The following is an 18,768-nucleotide window of genomic DNA, read 5'->3' as shown; positions in this document are numbered from 1 at the left end:
AAGTGACTTCATTCCTGCCAAAGCGAACCCAACTAAAAAAAGGGTGCGACAAGAAGCGCTCTGAACTGAATCGTTGGAGCTAGGCAGACTAATATCTGAAAGATATTGAGTCTGCCTAGTGAAACGACTTCAGTTTAGCTTCTTGGAACCCGACTAGACTGCTAATATTTGTATAATAATAAGAGCCTGGGACTTATGCCCCAGGCTCACTAGTCAGCAAGATTATCTAAATAGATATTATCATCAACCATTTGGCCATTGCAAACCAAGACGAAAACTTGGCGAAATTCATCAAAATCGATACGATTATCGCCCTTTAAGAACTTTTGTGCATCATCCATCATATGCACCTGACCCACATGCGTCTCTAGGCATTGGTCATAACCAGAAAATTCAGTTTCATTGGTCCGTAAGACAAATGACTCATGGTCAAATGGCTTATCGACCTTGACGAATTTTGTGGTTATTAAGCAAAGTCCTTGGAGCTGGTTTAGACTTGATAACTTTTCCATAGCCCGCGGGCTAAAAAATAACTTCATGGTCCTACCCTTTCTGCTGCTTATTTTGCTCATATCATACACTAAAATTAAACTTTTATAAAGGCTTTGCTAAGTATTTTACAAAAATAAACAATTTTTCACAAATGTTTCACTGGACCCATACACTTTATTGTTTGATATCGCTTGCAAACGATTAAAAGACTTGGTAGAATTGACCTAAGCAAATATCAAATCCGCACTAGGGGCGCCTGCTGGCTGAGATGTAGTGATACAAACCCTTTAACTTGATCTAGTTAACACTAGCGTAAGGAAGTGCTATCAAGGGTGTCATTTAACTTTCACAGCCCTTGCTAACACTAGAGCCAGCCTATAGATTCCTGTCGGGACCTATAGGCTTTTTGTGTGGGGAAGGGAGAAATAAAATGAAAAAAACGAATTTGCTTGTTAGTCTTGAAGCCATTATGATGGCGGTTTTAGCCTTGATTATTGGTCTGATACCAGCCTCTATCTCGGCTTCATACGGGATTTCTTTGGGGATTATTCCAATTTTAGTCTTTGCCTATCGACGAGGGGTAGGACCAGCCGTCCTGGCCGGGCTGATGTATGGTGCTTTGAAATTACTGGTTGGTGACGCTTCAATATTGACCCCATTCCAGGTGATTATTGAGTACTTCTTTGCCTTTGCCTTCATTGGTTTAGCCGGACTAGGACGTCAGCGAGTTTTAAAAAAGGCCCAGGCTGGTCAGACTGGCCAACTTTTAGCAGCTGTCTTGCTTACTAGTTTGTTGGGGGTAGGCCTAGAATACCTGGTCCACTTCTTTGCCGGTGTGGCTTTCTGGGGTGAGTTTGCTCCTGAAGGTATGAATGTCTGGATTTTCTCCTTGTCTGCTAATGCCATATCAGGCGGGCTGACCTGGTTAGCAGCAGCCCTGGTCAGCTTCCTCTTAATCAAGTCTAGCCCAAATTTAATTGATCCCAAACGATAAGAAAAAACCGCTAGCTCAGGGCTAGCGGTTTTTCTAGTTAAATTAGTCTTGGTCTTCGACGAAAGTACCTTCTTCTTCGTTAAGTACTTCAGGTTCTGGCATTTCTTCGTCACCTTCAACAAGTTCAGCTTCTTCAGTTGGTGTTGTAATTGAAATGATGACTTCATCAGCTTCGTCAACTAACTCAGCACCTTCTGGTAAGTTAAGGTCACCAACTGTTACGTTGTCACCAATTTCCATACCAGCCACGTCAACTGAAATTGATTCAGGGGCTTTAGCAGGGTCGATTAGGACGTTAACTTCAAAGAAGTTAAGGGTTGCAACACCTTCACCAGCCACATCTTCTTCGTTTTCAAGTACGATAGCGATAGGCATTTCAAGTTTTTCACCTTTTTTAATCGCTTGTAGAGATACGTTATAGATGATTGGTTTGATAGCAGCACGTTCGATAGTACGGATGAAGACTGTCCGTGTGTCGCCACCTTCAATTTCTAATTCGAAGACAGAGTTAATTCCCAACTCACGTTCGATTTGTTCAACATCTGGACGAGCCATAGTTAAGTTGATTGGCTCCATGTCGCTAGCGTATACAGTAGCTGGCACTAAATCTTCTTTACGGATTTGTTTAGCAGCGTTTGTACCTTTGCTTTCACGACGTTTAGCTGTAAATTTCATGTTTACATTTCCCTCCTGGATTATTAGTTTCCGATTTTACCAATCAGAAAATACACTCTATGATACCATATTAACGTTAAAGTGTTCAAGTTGTCCAGTGATTTTGCCTAAAAAAGGCGATTTTTCCGATATAACTTGAGAGCTGAAAAGTTAGTTCAGACTGGGGTAGATTCCGATTTAGATTACCCCTCCATGTAGCTGTACTAGAAAGTTAGTCTAGAATGCGCACGTAGCTAGAATTTGTCGACTTTTCAAATTTACATAAAATCGAAATAAGCAGGTAATGAGCGCATTGCTAGATCCAAACGGGCTTTCAAATTCATCTAAAATCGAAGTTAGCATAGAATGAATGCACCATTATCCTCAATCGCCATCTCAAACTCTTCTAAAATCAAAATTAGCTAAGAATGAGCACATTGCTAGATTCAAGTGGGATTAAGTCCATATAATTGTGTAAAAAGAAAAACCATAATAATCTTTTTTGGTTACAATGTAATTGGCTAAAACACATTGAAAGGAAGATTATTATGGCTCAACTAAATATTACCCTAAACTTAGAAGAAATTACAGAGGCAGTTCTAAACAGTGATATGGATCAGATGATGAAGTCCCTAACTGTAACCATCTTTAATGCCTATATGCAAGCAGAGCGTGAGGAATTTATTAATGCTAAGCGCTATGAGCGCACAGATGACCGGAAAGATTATCGTAATGGCTCCTATAAAAGAAACTTTAAAACAAAGGTAGGGACTGTTGAACTGGATGTCCCTCGGACACGATCAGGAGAATTTGATACCAAGCTATTCGATAAATATCAACGTATGGACAAGGCCTTTGTGGCTGTTTTAACCGAAATGTATATTAATGGGGTCTCAACACGCCGTATTAAGAAGGTTGTTGAAACACTCTGTGGCGAAGGTGTTTCTAAATCATTTGTCTCTTCAGTAAATAAAAACTTGGACCCTGCTGTTTTCGAATTTAAAGGGCGTTCCCTAACACATACGAATTTTCGATATGTTTATGTCGATGCCATGTATATTAAAGTTCGCGAAAACCATCGTTCTGTCTCTAAAGGTGTTTATATTGCTCAGGGTATTAACGATGATAATCGTCGCGAAATTATCGGCTTTATGATTGCTGATAATGAATCAGAAGAAAACTGGAAGAACTTCTTCCTTGATTTAAAGGCCAGAGGCCTAACTAAACCAACATTAATTATATCTGACGCCCACAAGGGACTAAAATCAGCGATTAGTAATCAATTTTTAGGCACTACCTGGCAACGGTGTACGGTTCATTTTCTACGTAATATTTTAGCTCATTTTCCAAAAAAGGATTGCAGTCATGAGAGAAGTCTTCTAAAGAGAATATTTAATGCTGATAGTCAACAAAGAGCGCGAGAGTTAAAATTTGAATTTGTAGAATACGTTAGTGGCAATGAGAAATATGACAAAGCTGTTAATACGCTAGAGGAAGGCTTCGAAGATGCTATCCCATACTTATTAGAACCCACACCTTATCGCGTTTCACTGAAAACAACTAACAGTCTAGAAAGGCTAAATCGAGAAATTAGAAGAAGAGAGAAAGTTGTCGGCCTCTTTCCTAATATAGAGGCTGCGGAGCGACTTATAGGAAGTGTATTGCTTGATTTGCATGAATATTGGGAGACATGTCCTCATAAATTCTTTAATAACATAGTCTAAATATTTATACCCACCAATTACATTCTATAATTTACACAAGATTGTGGACTTGACACATTGCTGCTAGATCCAATCGGGCTTTCAAATTAATCTAAAATCGAAATTAGAGGAGATTGAACTCGCCACCATCCCCAGTCGCCATCTCAAAGTCTTCTTAAATCGAAATTAGCATAGAATGAGCGCATTGGTAGATCTAAGTGGCCTTTCAAATTCATCTAAAATCGAAGTTAGCATAGAATGAATGCACCATCGTCCTCAATCGTCATCTCAAATTCATCTAAAATTAAAATTAGCATAGAATGAGCACATTGCTAGATCCAATCGGGCTTTCAAATTAATCTAAAATCGAAGTTAGCATAGAATGAATGCACCACCATCCCCAGTCGCCATCTCAAAGTCTTCTTAAATCGAAATTAGCTAAGAATGAGCAAGCCACCAGTTCCAGTCGGCTTTCAAATTAATCTAAAATCGAAATTAGCTAAGAATGAACTCGCTCCCCCGCTCCCAACTCCCACAACAAGCCATAACAAGCTAAAATAGAGAATGTGCTTCCTTGACTTGCTAAGGATTAGGCTAATCAGTTATGATATAAGCAATAAAAATGAGATGAGGAATGAGACTTATGCAATTTAAATCAACCCGTGATGCGACGAATCTTGTGTCCGCCTCGCAAGCGATTTTACAAGGGCTGGCTGCGGATGGGGGGCTGTTTGTCCCGCAGGAATTCCCTCAATTAAAGCCTGATTGGGACCAGCTCAGCCAATTTTCTTACCAAGAAATGGCCTACTATGTTTTATCCGCCTTCTTGACTGACTACAGTGAGGCTGACCTGCGCGACTGTATCAACCAAGCTTATGATGACAAGTTTGATACCGACCTGATTGCTCCCCTAGTTAAAGTCGGGGACAACTACCACTTGGAGCTCTTCCACGGGGCGACCATTGCCTTCAAGGATATGGCCCTGTCAATTTTGCCTTATTTAATGAAGAAGGCAGCGGAGATGAATGATAACCATAATGAGATTATTATTCTAACTGCCACTTCTGGAGATACGGGTAAGGCCGCTATGGCTGGTTTTGCTGATGTGCCGGGCACAAAAATTATTGTTTTCTATCCTAATGGTGGGGTATCAACTATCCAAGAGAAGCAAATGCTGACGCAAAAAGGCGACAACACCTTTGTGCTAGCGGTTGAAGGCAACTTCGATGACGCCCAAACTGAGGTGAAGCGCCTCTTCAATGATGATCAACTAAAAGACCAATTAGCCATGGCTGACCGCCAGTTCTCATCAGCTAACTCCATGAATATTGGTCGTCTCTTGCCGCAAGTGGTTTACTACTTCTATGCCTATGCCCAACTCGTGGCCAAAGGTGTAGTTGATGGTAGCCAAGCCGTTGATTTCACTGTGCCAACCGGTAACTTTGGTAATATTTTAGCGGGCTATTATGCCAAGCGGATTGGTCTGCCTGTTGGCAAGCTAGTCTGTGCTTCCAACGATAATACCGTGCTGTACGACTTCTTCAAGGCTTGGTCTTACGACAAAAACCGCGATTTCAAGTTAACTATTTCACCTTCTATGGACATCTTGATTTCTTCTAACTTTGAGCGGATGCTCTACCACGCTATTGGTGAAGATACCGAACTACTGAAAGAATTGATGGCCCGACTGGACCAAGACGGTGTCTATCAGCTACCGGCCTACGCCAAGGAAAACTTTGTCGACTTTATCGGCCAGTATGCGGATGAACAAGAGACCATGGCAGAAATTGCCCAGGTCAAGGCTGAAGCTAACTATGTCATGGACCCGCACACAGCTGTCGCCTCTAAGTGCTACCGCAAGGCCCAGGCAGCTGAAGGGCTAAGTAATCCAAGTGTCATTGTTTCAACGGCCAGTCCGTACAAGTTCCCGGCCGCTGTATTGGAGTCGCTCGGTCAAGATACCCTTGGTCTAGATGATGACGTGCTGCTGAATCGCTTGCAAGCTGAAACTGGTGTACCATTCCCACCAGCCATCCAGGAATTAAAAGATGCGCCCATGCGTCATCGCCAGGTGATTGCTATCGACCAAATGGAAGGCTATGTCAAAGAATTAGCTGTCAAATAACAACTAAAAAAACCGGCAGGCTAAAAAACCGCCCAAGCTCACAGTAAGGCTTGGGCGGTTTTTTAACTTGTCTAAAAGTTGCTAGCAGGCAAACAGCTAGCAACTAAGACTTTAACTGGGACATTTTTTAACTATCCCCAAATGCCGAAAAATCAGGCACCACTTCAAAGCGTTGGTTCAAATAAGGACGGATGTCAATCGGTTGCTCATAAAAATCAGCTAGCACATCCTGCCTAAAAACTTCTGCCTTAGGGCCTTGTTTAAAAATTTTCCCATCCCGCAACAAGAGGCAGTGGTTGAAGGCCGCCGTGATATCCTCAGTATGGTGGGTAATCAACATCAGGCTCAAGCCAGGTCGGTGGGCAACTAAATCTTCAATAAAGGCTAAGAGCTGCTCTCTAGCAAAGAGGTCCAGGCTATTGTTGGGTTCGTCCAAAATGAGTAAATCTGGCTCAGTGATAAGGGCGCGCAGGATAAAAATATTTTGGCGTTCGCCCTGAGACAGGGTAGACAGGCGGCGCTGGCCAAAGGCTGCCAAGTTAAACTGGTCCAGAAGGACACGTGCGGCCTGGCGGTCCTGGTCAGAAACTGGTTGATAGAGGCCGATTGAAGCAAATTTTCCGGTTAAAATGACATCTTCAACTGTCATGTAATCAGGCATTTGCTGGCTCAACCAATTGGTAACCAGGCCAATCCGTTCTCTCAATTTAGGAATAGAGGACTTGCCAAAAATATGGCCCAGGACTTCTACTTGGCCAGAAGAGGGGAACTCGTAACCAGATAAAATCTTCATCAGGCTCGTTTTACCCGATCCATTAAGGCCTAAAAGCGCCCAATGCTGGCCGGGGTAGATGGTCCAGTTAATATCTTGGAGAATTTTCTGGTCAGCACGGAGAAAATAAACATCCTGGAGTTTGATAATCGGGGGCTGGCTATGCGTCATGAGACCACCACTTTCTATCAGTAATTAGCTTGCCTTTAGCATACCATAAAAGAAACTTTCAAAAGTCTTAAAGGAAAAATAAATAGGGTGAATTGTCAGAATTTTTAAAAAACAGCTTGACATCCCCTAATTAGGGGGTTACAATCTCTTTAAAGATTTGAAAGTAAGGAGCCCATTCATCATGACAACCATGCATTTGCCTTCACAATTAGTAGTCTTAATTATCTGACTAGGGACTGGAACAGACACTTGTTCGAGTCCTATTTGTGAAGCAAATGGGGCAAGGCTTCCCATTTGACCGGGAAGCCTTTTATTTTTCAATTTTTTATATTAACCCAGAAAGAGGTGCTCACATGGCAGAAAGTAAAACCGTTAAAATCGGTACTGAATTATTAGTTGAAGCCTTAGCTGAACAAAATGTCGACCATATTTTTGGTTACCCAGGTGGCGCCGTCTTACATATTTATGACCAATTCTTTAAAACAGGAGAAAATCATATTTTGGCCCGTCATGAACAAGGTGCAGCCCACATGGCTGACGGTTATGCCCGAGCTACAGGTAAGACAGGTGTATGCATTGTGACCAGTGGCCCAGGTGCGACCAATACCGTAACTGGTGTGGCGACAGCGATGATGGACTCTGTCCCCATGGTCGTAATCACTGGCCAGGTAGCTGAGGATGGGATTGGTAAAGATGCCTTCCAGGAAACCGACATTATCGGCGTCATGACCCCAATTACCAAGTATTGCTTCCAGGTCCGCCACGCCCGGGAAATCCCGCGCATCGTGGCCGAGGCCTTCTATATCGCTAATTCTGGTCGTAAGGGGCCAGTCCTGATTGATATTCCTAAAAATATTGGCGTCCAAGAAGTGACCATGGATGAAGTATCAGTTGATATGGACTTGCCCGGTTACCAACCAGATCCAGAAGTGGATATGGATGCCATTCGCCAGGTTATGACAGTACTAGAAAATAGTCACAAGCCTCTGATTTTAGTGGGAGCCGGTGTCGCTAAAAGTCAAGCCAGCCAAGACCTGAGAGAGTTTGCTAACCGCTACCAGATTCCAGTTGCTTCAACCCTCTTGGGCCTAGGAACTATGCCAGCTGACAGTGACCTCTTTACTGGTATGGCTGGTATGCACGGGACCTATGCTTCCAATATGGCTCTGATGGAATGTGACTGCCTCATTAATATTGGCTCACGTTTTGACGACCGGGTAGCGACCAAGCCTGATGATTTCGCCCCAGAGGCCAAGATTGTCCATATCGATATTGATGCGGCGGAAATGGGTAAGACGGTTCGCCCTGATTATCCAGTGGTGGCTGATGCTAAAACCGCCCTGCAAATTATGTTACAAATTCCTATGCCCAACTACCAGGTTAACCAAGATTGGCTAGACCATGTCCAAGCCAATAAGGACCGCTATCCTTATCCGATTCCGGCTAGTGACCACGGCATGATTCGCCCCCAAGAAGTACTCAAGTATTTAGGCGAGCGGACTGCAGGTGAAGCCTATATCGTCACTGACGTTGGCCAACACCAAATGTGGGCAGGTCAATTCTACCCTTATAAGCATCCAGCTCAATTGATTACTTCTGGAGGCTTGGGGACCATGGGCTTCGGCGTCCCAGCTACGATTGGGGCGGCCTTTGGTGAACCAGACAAGACTGTCGTTGGTATTGTTGGCGATGGTGGCTTCCAAATGACCAACCAAGAATTGAATATTATCCAGCACTATGATATTAAACCTAAGTTTATTATCCTCAACAATACCGTGCTGGGTATGGTCCACCAGTGGCAACAAGCCTTTTATGATGACCGCTATTCACATTCAGAATTTGGTCCTGGCCTACCGGACTTTGTCAAGCTCAGCGAAGCTCTAGGTGTAAAAGCGGCTCGAGTAACTGACCCAGCTGATATGCAGGCTGCTATCGATACCATGTTAGATTACGATGGCGCCTACGTCTTGGAAGTTATGATTGATAAATATGAAACCGTACTGCCAATGATTGCGCCTGGCAAGGCCAATAATGAGATGGAGGGGATTGAGTAATGCTTTACCGTTTAATCCAAACCCGCGTTGCTAACCGGCCCGGGGTCTTAAATCGAATTACTCAGGTTATTTTGCGCCCGCGCTACAATATTGATACCTTGACCCTGACTGGGACCGATGATCCTGGCGTATCAATTATCACTGTTGGCATCCGTTTTGAAGATTTAGAAGCAGCTCGCTTACTGACAAAACAGCTTGAAAAACAGGTGGATGTCATTTATGCTTTAGATATTACAGAAGGTGTCCAAGTCTAGCTGACCTGGTTACTGGAATTTAAATCGTCACAAGAGAATTATTAGGAGGAATAAAATTATGGCAAAAGTTTATTATGAAAAAGATATTACAGTAGATGCACTCGACGGCAAAAAAATTGCGGTTATCGGCTATGGTTCTCAAGGCCATGCCCATGCCCAAAACTTACGTGATAACGGTAATGATGTGATTATCGGCATCCGCGAAGGCTCATCAGCTGACCGGGCTCGCAAGGATGGTTTCGAAGTGAAATCTGTTGCCGATGCTGCTAAGGCTGCTGACATTGTCATGATTTTAACACCTGACGAAACCCAAGCGGAAACTTATGAAAATGAAATCGCCCCTAACCTAGAAGCTGGTAATGCCATTGCCTTTGGTCATGGTTTCAACATCCACTTCCAAACCATTGAACCAGCTGCCGATATCGATGTCTTCATGGTAGCCCCTAAAGGTCCAGGGCACTTAGTACGTCGTGAATTCGTTAAAGGTTCAGCAGTCCCATCATTATTTGCAGTCTACCAAGATGCGACTGGCAACGCACGTGACATCGCCATGTCATGGGCTAACCAAATCGGTGCTGGCCGAGTTGGCTTCTTAGAGACTGACTTTAAAGAAGAAACAGAAACTGACCTCTTCGGTGAGCAAGCTGTCCTATGTGGTGGTGCTATGCACTTAATCCAAGCCGGTTTCGAAACCCTAACTGAAGCGGGTTACCAACCAGAAATTGCCTACTTCGAAGTCCTACATGAAATGAAATTGATTGTTGACTTGATGTATGAGGGTGGTATGGAACACATGCGTCGCTCAATCTCTAACACCGCTGAGTTTGGTGACTATGTATCAGGCCCACGCGTGATTACTGAAGAAACTAAGGCTCATATGAAAGACGTGTTAACCGATATCCAAAACGGTTCATTCGCTAAACGCTTCACTGATGACTACAAGAATGGTTTCCCAGAATTCCACAAGATGCGTGAAGCAGAACAAGGTCACCAAATCGAAAAAGTTGGTGCTGAACTACGTGAAATGATGCCATTCGTTAAAGAAAACGCAGTTGACACCCGTAACTAATGCCTTTCGAGGGTGTGACAAAAGTCGCTTAGGGCTGAATCGTTGGACCAAAAGCCGATGATATCTGAAAGATATCGGAGGATTTTGGGAAACGCACGTCAGCCCTGACTTTTGGAGCCCGACTATGATACTAATATTCGTATAATAGTGAGAGCCGGGGATTTATGTCCCAGGCTCGTTTTTGCCTAATAAATGAATGAAAGGATGACCCATATGTCTGACTTAGTCACCAAAGATGATGTGCTTGCTGCCTACAAGACCTTAAAGCCAGTTGTGGCCCAAACGCCTTGCCAGCACTCTTCCTACCTATCTAGTAAATACGACGCCAATATCTATCTCAAGCGTGAGGACCTACAAATTGTCCGCTCTTTTAAATTAAGAGGGGCCTACTATGCCATTGATCAGTTGGACCAAGCAGCCCTGGATCGAGGGGTTATTTGTGCCTCAGCCGGTAACCATGCCCAGGGGGTGGCCTATACCTGCCACAAGAAGCAAGTCCAGGCGACCATTTTTATGCCCAATACCACGCCCAACCAGAAGATAGACCAGGTCAAGTATTTTGGTGGTGACTATGTCAACATTATGATCCAAGGAGACACCTTTGATGCCTGCAGCCAAGCTGCCCATGACTATGCCAGCCAGAACGGTCTAACCTTTGTCGAACCCTTTAATGACCGCAATGTCATTGCTGGCCAAGGGAGCTTAGCCGTTGAAATCCACCAGGACCTGGTGGCTGAAGGCGAACAAGCCGACTATGTTATGGTACCAGTTGGTGGAGGTGGCTTGGTCGCTGGGGTGTCCGCCTATGTTCATGAGGCCATGCCAACCAGCCAGGTGGTAGCCGTTGAACCGACCGGGGCTTCATCCCTAGTCGCCGCCCACCAAGCGGGTCACCCGGTTGAGTTAGACCATGTTGACCACTTTGCGGACGGGACCGCAGTGGCCTGCGTGGGTAACCTCAACTTTGCTAATACTGAGGCTTACGTAGATGACTATCTATCAGTGCCAGAAGGGCAAATTGCTGCCACCATCTTGGAGCTCTATACCAAACTAGCCATTGTGGCTGAGCCTTCCGGGGCCCTATCAGTAGCTGGTCTCGAATTAATGAAGGACCAAATCAAGGGCAAGACGGTCGTTTGTGTGATTTCCGGTGGTAATAACGACATCAAACGGATGGCAGAAATCGAAGAAAAGGCCCTCATGTATGAAGGCATCCTCCATTACTTTGTGGTGAACTTCCCGCAAAGAGCTGGGGCGCTGCGTGAATTCTTAAATTACACCCTCAACCCTGATGACGACATTACCCGTTTTGAATATACTAAGCGGTCTAACAAGGAGTCTGGCCCAGTATTAGTGGGCGTCCAGTTGGGCGACCATCAGAACCTGCCAGGACTGTTAGAACGGATGGCGGAGTTTGACCCTAATTATATTAACTTGCAGGAAAATGATACCCTTTATCAGTTCTTGGTATAGGCTATATTGAAAACAACCTCTCAAATAACTTGTGTTAAGACATAGTTGTTTGGGAGGTTTTTCTGTTGCCATTTAGCCTTGCTTAAAAAGTACAATAGTTTTTTTGTAGCACAATTACTAATGCAAACTTGGTAGTAAGTAGCTATTTTTTTTAGGTAAATACACGAAAAAGTCTGAAAACTCTCAACTTTATCTAAAAATGTTCTTTTTTATCGTAAAAGCACATATTGGTCTAGCTTAATAAAAACTTATGGATTACACTATTTCTATCTACACGTGTGGGTGTAGGATTTTGTTTTTATGCATTAATGATTAAGGAGGCCAATATTTTGGTAGGTAAAAACAATCACCAGCTCCGTCAGGAAAAGATGGGGCAAAAAGTGTTTAAATATTCAATCAGACGGCTGAGCGTCGGCGTTGCCTCGGTTGCAGTTGCAGCAGGTATCCTATTCGCTAGTCAGGAACAGGTTGCCCAAGCAGCTAGCACTGAAGCAAGTGTGAGCGAAACAACAGCAGAAGCAGTTGAAACTGAACCTGCTGGTGAAGCAATGACGCAACCAGAGCCAGAAACAACTATTAATCCAGCAACTGAGGCTAACGAAGTACCAGTTGAATCAGTTGGACAACCGGTTGAGGGTAGTTTCTCTGAGAAAGTAGGAGAGAATACAGACTCGACTATTGAGGAAGATGCTCAACCAGATGCCAACAGAGTTATGCTGTATGCAGCCCCAACCAATAATACAGATTTAGAAACTGGTACCCGGGCGGCTGACAATCCAGCAGCAAATGAAGCACAAACAGCAGAATTAGAACAAGAAATTCCTTTCCGAGAGGAAACTTTTGGGGAGAAGACATATGACCAAGGTGAAGCGGGACCTATTCGTTTCAATACGGCTGAGGTACGTCCGGTCGATAGTAGCAGTGGAAAAATAGACTTAGCCCTACGTTTCTGGCCTCAGGGAGGTGCGGCTTCTCGTTGGGGAACAGTAGAGGGAACCAAATATCCTGGGCGTTATGTCATTGGCTTTGCTAACCCAGAGTTTTATAAGAATATTGCCAGTATTGAGACAACTGATGGAAACGGGCCTTTAGGTACGACAGTATGGTCTAGCAACGAAAGTGGCCGCGATTGGACCATGCCTTTGACTAACGCCAACTTGAAGGCGGGAATCGAAGGATCTTTATCGCCTGTTGATGTACGTATTACCCTTAAAGAGGGTGTAACATTAGATAGTCTAGGCTTAGCAAATACACCTTTACCGTTTACTGTCGGTATGGTGACAGGTAGTGGAGCTGGTAACGAATTCAACCTAGTTGAAAGTCGCTCGATTGATAATAGCTTTATCTTAGCTAACAACCCAAACAATCCAGATCCAGCTAAAAATCCAGAATTATTTGCCCCGAACAGAACATCTGGTGCTGCTGGTGAATCACGCTTTGCTGATGGTCTTTTTACTACCAATGGTATCGGACAAAGTGTTTATTATGATCAGGATAGCAACTCAATTATTTCTCGCCACACCATCAACTACCCGCCTCAAAATATGTTACAGTCTAACTATAACTGGGCACTTTATGTTAAGGAACAGATTCCAAAAGTATTGGTTCAATATGTTGACCCGAACGGTGTGAAGTTAGGTGTGATGAACGATACATCTAATCCGAACTTGTTTAGAAATTCTCTTAATGAGCCGATTGACCCTATTCCATTAGTGATGGATGATACAGGCTTAGTCGATTCATCCAGGACACCGGCTATTTCGATTACCCAGGCAGATCCAAATAACCGTCAAGAACAAATCGCTGCCTTAAAAAATGCGCAAAAGAATTTAGACAGTAAAGTATTTGAAGGGACAATTGGTCAACCAAGAACTTATTCGATTGTCTATCCGCTGGTTGAAGGCGCAAGTATCACAGACATTGCCAATGCTTTAGCTGAATATACCAAGCAAAATAAGAATAAACTCTTATTTGAATCGTGGCTGGAAGCTGATTTTGTTGATACACCAGGTGGTCCGCTAAATGGTCAAATACCTTATGCAGATAATGGGGCAGCACCTAAGCGTCTAGTTAATTCTTATGCTAATGCTTACTTTGATTCTTACTATGAATTAAGCCAAGCCAGCACCAATGAACCAACTACTCAGCAAGTAACCACTGAAGTTGGTACTGTGCCGGAAGCAGATGCTGGTATTACCAATAAAGCGGAATTACCGGAAGGAACCACCTTTGCCTGGGAAACTGCTCCAGACGTCAGCAAGGTAACTACTAAAGATGACCAAGGCAATGATGTGCCAGTCACTGGTCGTGTTCGCGTGACTTACCCTGATACCAGTTCAGAGGTAGTGACAGTGCCTGTAGTGGTTACTGAAAAGACTGCTAAAGAGGCAGATTCTTACAACCCTGTGGCAAATCCTGTCACTAAAGACCAGGGCCAAGCTGTTACTGAAGACGAAGTTAAGAAGTCTGTTACTGTTCCAAACTATACTGAAAATCCTAAATATCCAGGGCAAACTCCAACCGTTTCAGTTGATAACCCGAGTCAATTGCCAGATGGAAGTACAGTTGGGACAACTAATGTGCCAGTGACAGTAACCTATCCAGACGGGTCTACCGATAAATTAAATGTGCCAGTGACAATTAATCCAGCTAAACCTGAAGCTAAGACCAACGTTATTGGTACAGTTAAGCCAGTTGAGCCAACAGCAGCTAAACAAGACACTGGACTAGTTGTTGAAAATCCGAGCACCGATACCACAGTTGCTGCCAAGGACGAAGACGGTAAGGATATTCCGACTGAAATCGGCCAGGACGGTAAAATTTCTGTGACACCAGGTACAGATGTGGACGGTCCAATCAAGGTGACCGTCACTGATCCAGATTTAGCTAATGGCGAAGAATCCTTTGATGTCCCAGTCAATGGCCATACTCAGGGTCAAGATGATAATCAATCAGCTACTTCAGTTGATGATAGCCAAGTGACACCAGTGGACCCTGCAGATAAGAAACAGGGAACAGGTATTGTTGTTAAGAATCCGGATAAGGATACAAAAGTATCTGGTAAGGATGAAGATGGAAAAGATATCCCAACAGTCATCAATCCAGACACGGGTGAAGTAGAAGTAACACCAGGAACCAATGTTGATGGACCGATTACTGTGACTGTTGAAGATCCAGAATTACCAGCTGGTAAGCAGGAGATTGAAGTTCCAGTCAACAACCATACGAATGGTGTGGATGACAACAACAATGGTAATCCAACTTCACCCAAGACAAACGTGACTGGTACAGTTAAGTCAGTCGAGCCAACCGCTGACCAACAAGACACTGGCCTAGTCGTTGAAAATCCAAGTGCTGATACCACCATTTCAGCCAAGGACGAAGACGATAAGGATATTCCGGTAGAAATTGGTCAAGACGGTAAGGTACTAGTGACCCCAGGTACTGATGTCGATGGGCCAATCAAGGTGACAGTAACCGATCCAGATTTAACTAATGGTGCAGAAACTTATGATGTACCAGTGACTGGTCATACAGCTGGCAAGGATGATAACGGCAATGGCCAACCAACTGGTCCAGTTACGCCAGAAGCTAAGACTAATGTCACCGGTATAGTTACGCCAGTTAACCCAACCGCTGACCAACAAGACACTGGCCTAGTCGTTGAAAATCCAAGTGCTGATACCACAGTTTCAGCTAAGGACGAAGACGGCAAAGACATTCCAGTTGAAATTGGTCAAGACGGCAAGGTGCTAGTGACGCCAGGTACTGATGTTGACGGCCCAATCAAGGTGACAGTAACTGATCCGGACTTAACAAACGGTGCAGAAACTTATGATGTACCAGTGAACGGTCATACAGTTGATAAGGATGACAATGGTAATGGTCAACCAATCGGTCCAGTAATCCCAGAAGCTAAGACCAATGTCACTGGCACGGTTACGCCAGTTAACCCAACCGCTGACCAACAAGACACTGGCCTAGTCGTTGAAAATCCGAGCGCCGATACCACAGTTTCAGCCAAGGACGAAGACGGTAAGGATATTCCAGTTGAAATCGGTCAAGACGGTAAGATTTCTGTGACGCCAGGTACTGATGTCGATGGTCCAATCAAGGTGACAGTAACTGATCCAGACTTAACAAACGGTGCAGAAACTTATGATGTACCAGTGAACGGTCATACAGTTGGTAAGGATGACAACGGCAATGGCCAACCAACTGGTCCAGTAACCCCAGAAGTTAAGACCAACGTTACCGGTACCGTTAAACCAGTTAATCCAACCGCTGACAAGCAAGACACGGGTCTAGTCGTTGAAAATCCGAGCGCCGATACCACCGTTTCAGCTAAGGACGAAGATGGCAAAGATATTCCAGTTGAAATCGGTCAAGATGGTAAGATTTCTGTGACGCCAGGTACTGATGTGGACGGCCCAATCAAGGTAACTGTGAAAGATCCAGATTTAGCTAATGGCGAAGAAAGCTTTGAAGTCCCAGTGAACGGCCATAAAGATGACCAAGACGACAACGGCACCAACACATCAGTGGATGATAGCCAGGTGAAACCAGTTAAACCAACTGATGACAAACAAGGTACAGGTATCATCGTTAAGAATCCGGATGCGGATACTAAGGTATCAGCCAAGGATGAAGACGGTAAGGATATTCCAGTCGTTATCAACCCAGAAACTGGTGAAGTCGAGGTAACACCAGGTACTAAGGTAGATGGTCCAATCACTGTAATCGTCGAAGATCCTCAATTACCAGGTGGTAAGCAAGAAACTGAAGTACCTGTTGATGGTCATGCCAAAGACCAAAATGACAACCCAACTTCTGTGGACAACAGCAATATCAAATCAGTTAACCCTACTAAAGACAAACAAGGTACAGGTATCATCGTTAACCATCCGGACAAAGACACTAAGGTATCAGCCAAGGACGAAGATGGTAAAGATGTACCAGTAGTGATTAACCCAGAAACAGGCGAGGTTGAAGTAACTCCAGGTACCAATGTTGATGGCCCAATCACTGTAGTTGTTACCGACCCTGAGTTGCCAAATGGTTATGCCCGAGTTGAAGTTCCTGTCAATAACCATGAAAAAGACAAGGATGATAATGGCGACGGCAAGCCAACAGGCCCAGTCACTCCAGAAGCTAAGACCACAGTTGATGAAAGTAAGGTTACGCCAGTTAACCCAACTGATGACAAACAAGGTACTGGTATCATCGTCAATAACCCTGACAAGGACACTAAAGTGACCGCTAAGGATGAAGACGGTAAGGATATTCCAGCAGTCATCAACCCAGCAACTGGTGAGGTCGAAGTAACCCCAGGTACTAAGGTCGACGGTCCAATCACAGTAGTTGTGACTGATAAAGACTTACCTGGTGGACAAACCACTATCACTGTTCCAGTAGTAGGTCATGAAGCTGGTCGCGATGACAACAAGTCTGGTCAACCAGGCAAGCAAGACCCTGTTAAACCAGGTACTGAGACGCCAACTACTAAGACCACAGTTGATGAAAGTAAGGTTACACCAGTTAACCCAACTGACGACAAACAAGGTACAGGTATCATCGTCAATAATCCTGACAAGGACACTAAAGTGACCGCCAAGGATGAAGATGGTAATACTGTTCCAGCAGTCATCAACCCAGCAACTGGTGAGGTTGAAGTAACCCCAGGTACTAAGGTCGACGGTCCAATCACAGTAGTTGTGACTGATAAAGACTTACCTGGCGGACAAACCACCATCACTGTTCCAGTAGTAGGTCATGAGACTGGTCGCGACGATAACAAGTCTGGTCAACCAGGCAAGCAGGATCCTATCAAACCAGGTACTGAGACGCCAACTACTAAGACCACAGTTGATGAAAGTAAGGTTACGCCAGTTCAACCAACTGATGACAAACAAGGCACTGGCATCATCGTCAATAACCCTGACAAAGACACGACAGTGACAGCCAAGGATGAAGATGGTAATCCTGTTCCAGCAGTCATCAACCCAGCAACTGGTGAGGTTGAAGTAACCCCAGGGACTAAGGTGGACGGTCCAATCACAGTAGTTGTTACTGATAAAGACTTACCTGGTGGACAAGCGACTATCACTGTTCCGGTAGTAGGTCATGAAGCTGGTCGCGACGATAACAAGTCTGGTCAACCAGGCAAGCAAGATCCTACAACACCAACTACTAAGACCACAGTTGATGAAAGTAAGGTTACGCCAGTTCAACCAACAGATGACAAACAAGGTACAGGTATCATCGTCAATAACCCTGACAAGGACACTACAGTGACCGCCAAGGATGAAGATGGTAATAGTATCCCAGCAGTCATTAACCCAGCAACTGGTGAGGTTGAAGTAACGCCAGGTACTAAGGTCGATGGTCCAATCACAGTAGTTGTGACTGATAAAGACCTACCAGGTGGTCAAGCAACTATTACTATTCCGGTAGTAGGTCACGAAGCTGGTCGCGATGACAATAAGTCTGGTCAACCAGACGCGCAAGATCCTGCTCAACCAAGTGATAAAGGACAGACTAAACCAACTGACCAAGCCGGAATCGCTGATCCAGTTAAACCGGCAGCTAAGGCTAGCCAACCTGCTAAAGCAGCGACCTCAATTGATTCAGCTGTCAAAGAGCAGCTACCTAGCACAGGTGCGGTATCAATGAGCTATCTTGCTTTGACGCTTGCGGGTCTTGGTTCAGTCTTTGCCCTAGCTGGTCGTCGTAAGAAAGAAGATTAATCCCTCGTGATGGTTGACTCACTTATAGACAGATAGCTAAAGAAGCCCCACAAAATATAATGTGGGGCTTTTTTATATGAGGTGTATGGGATGCTTACGTGCTCACCAGTGAACTAAAATAGTTATATTAGCTGACAAGTGATTATAAAAAAAGAACAATCAATAATGTTCTTTATTTCGCGGAATCTAGCTTTTTTGGGTGGTTATTGGTATAATACGCTCAGTATTTAATATTTAATTTAAAATCGAAATGTTTTATTT

Annotated in this window: 11 protein-coding genes and 1 riboswitch; of the genes, 8 read left to right on the top strand and 3 right to left on the bottom strand. The window is 44.2% G+C overall.

The window, feature by feature from the left end; genetic code table 11:
- Positions 1–209 precede the first annotated feature (209 nt).
- A complete protein-coding gene (locus AWM75_RS03005; RefSeq protein WP_235585069.1) occupies positions 210–512 on the bottom strand; it encodes an iron-sulfur cluster biosynthesis family protein in 303 nt (100 codons plus the stop codon).
- Positions 513–730: 218 nt separating this feature from the next.
- A riboswitch (TPP riboswitch) is annotated at positions 731–828 on the top strand.
- Positions 829–922: 94 nt separating this feature from the next.
- On the opposite strand from AWM75_RS03005, the gene thiT reads away from it, so the two are divergent.
- Positions 923–1,486, top strand: a complete 564-nt coding sequence (thiT, locus tag AWM75_RS03000) for an energy-coupled thiamine transporter ThiT (protein ID WP_067978048.1) — start codon at positions 923–925, stop codon at positions 1,484–1,486.
- Positions 1,487–1,528: 42 nt separating this feature from the next.
- Here the strand turns inward: thiT and AWM75_RS02995 are convergent, their stop codons facing one another.
- Positions 1,529–2,161, bottom strand: a complete 633-nt coding sequence (locus AWM75_RS02995; protein ID WP_067978045.1) for a 50S ribosomal protein L25 — start codon at positions 2,159–2,161, stop codon at positions 1,529–1,531.
- 527 nt (positions 2,162–2,688) lie between these two features.
- On the opposite strand from AWM75_RS02995, the gene AWM75_RS02990 reads away from it, so the two are divergent.
- Both AWM75_RS02990 and thrC read left to right on the top strand, forming a co-directional pair.
- On the top strand, positions 2,689–3,864 hold the full coding sequence (locus tag AWM75_RS02990; protein WP_067977262.1) for an IS256 family transposase: 1,176 nt from the start codon (positions 2,689–2,691) through the stop codon (positions 3,862–3,864).
- A gap of 622 nt (positions 3,865–4,486) precedes the next feature.
- Positions 4,487–5,968 (top strand): threonine synthase, encoded by a 1,482-nt coding sequence (gene thrC / locus AWM75_RS02985; RefSeq protein WP_143236710.1) that lies wholly within the window; start codon positions 4,487–4,489, stop codon positions 5,966–5,968.
- A gap of 127 nt (positions 5,969–6,095) precedes the next feature.
- Here thrC and AWM75_RS02980 read toward each other — a convergent pair whose 3' ends face one another.
- Positions 6,096–6,911: an ABC transporter ATP-binding protein gene (locus AWM75_RS02980; RefSeq protein WP_067978041.1), complete on the bottom strand. Its 816-nt coding sequence runs from the start codon at positions 6,909–6,911 to the stop codon at positions 6,096–6,098.
- Positions 6,912–7,264: 353 nt separating this feature from the next.
- On the opposite strand from AWM75_RS02980, the gene ilvB reads away from it, so the two are divergent.
- From ilvB to AWM75_RS02955, 5 genes are all read left to right on the top strand, one after another.
- Complete coding sequence (ilvB, locus tag AWM75_RS02975) at positions 7,265–8,965, top strand: biosynthetic-type acetolactate synthase large subunit (RefSeq protein WP_067978040.1); 1,701 nt, start codon at positions 7,265–7,267, stop codon at positions 8,963–8,965.
- Complete coding sequence (locus AWM75_RS02970; protein WP_067978039.1) at positions 8,965–9,219, top strand: ACT domain-containing protein; 255 nt, start codon at positions 8,965–8,967, stop codon at positions 9,217–9,219. The genes ilvB and AWM75_RS02970 overlap by 1 nt, the downstream gene beginning before the upstream one ends.
- 58 nt (positions 9,220–9,277) lie before the next feature.
- Positions 9,278–10,288, top strand: a complete 1,011-nt coding sequence (ilvC, locus tag AWM75_RS02965) for a ketol-acid reductoisomerase (RefSeq protein ID WP_067978036.1) — start codon at positions 9,278–9,280, stop codon at positions 10,286–10,288.
- 213 nt (positions 10,289–10,501) lie between these two features.
- Entirely contained in the window at positions 10,502–11,761 is a 1,260-nt protein-coding gene (ilvA, locus tag AWM75_RS02960; RefSeq protein WP_067978034.1) for a threonine ammonia-lyase IlvA, read from the top strand.
- Between the two features lie 329 nt (positions 11,762–12,090).
- On the top strand, positions 12,091–18,507 hold the full coding sequence (locus tag AWM75_RS02955; RefSeq protein ID WP_067978032.1) for a YSIRK-type signal peptide-containing protein: 6,417 nt from the start codon (positions 12,091–12,093) through the stop codon (positions 18,505–18,507).
- Positions 18,508–18,768 lie beyond the last annotated feature (261 nt).

Source organism: Aerococcus urinaehominis, from assembly GCF_001543245.1.
GTDB lineage: Bacteria > Bacillota > Bacilli > Lactobacillales > Aerococcaceae > Aerococcus > Aerococcus urinaehominis.
Note: the sequence above shows the minus strand (reverse complement) of the source record. Positions and strands in the feature narration are given on the sequence as shown.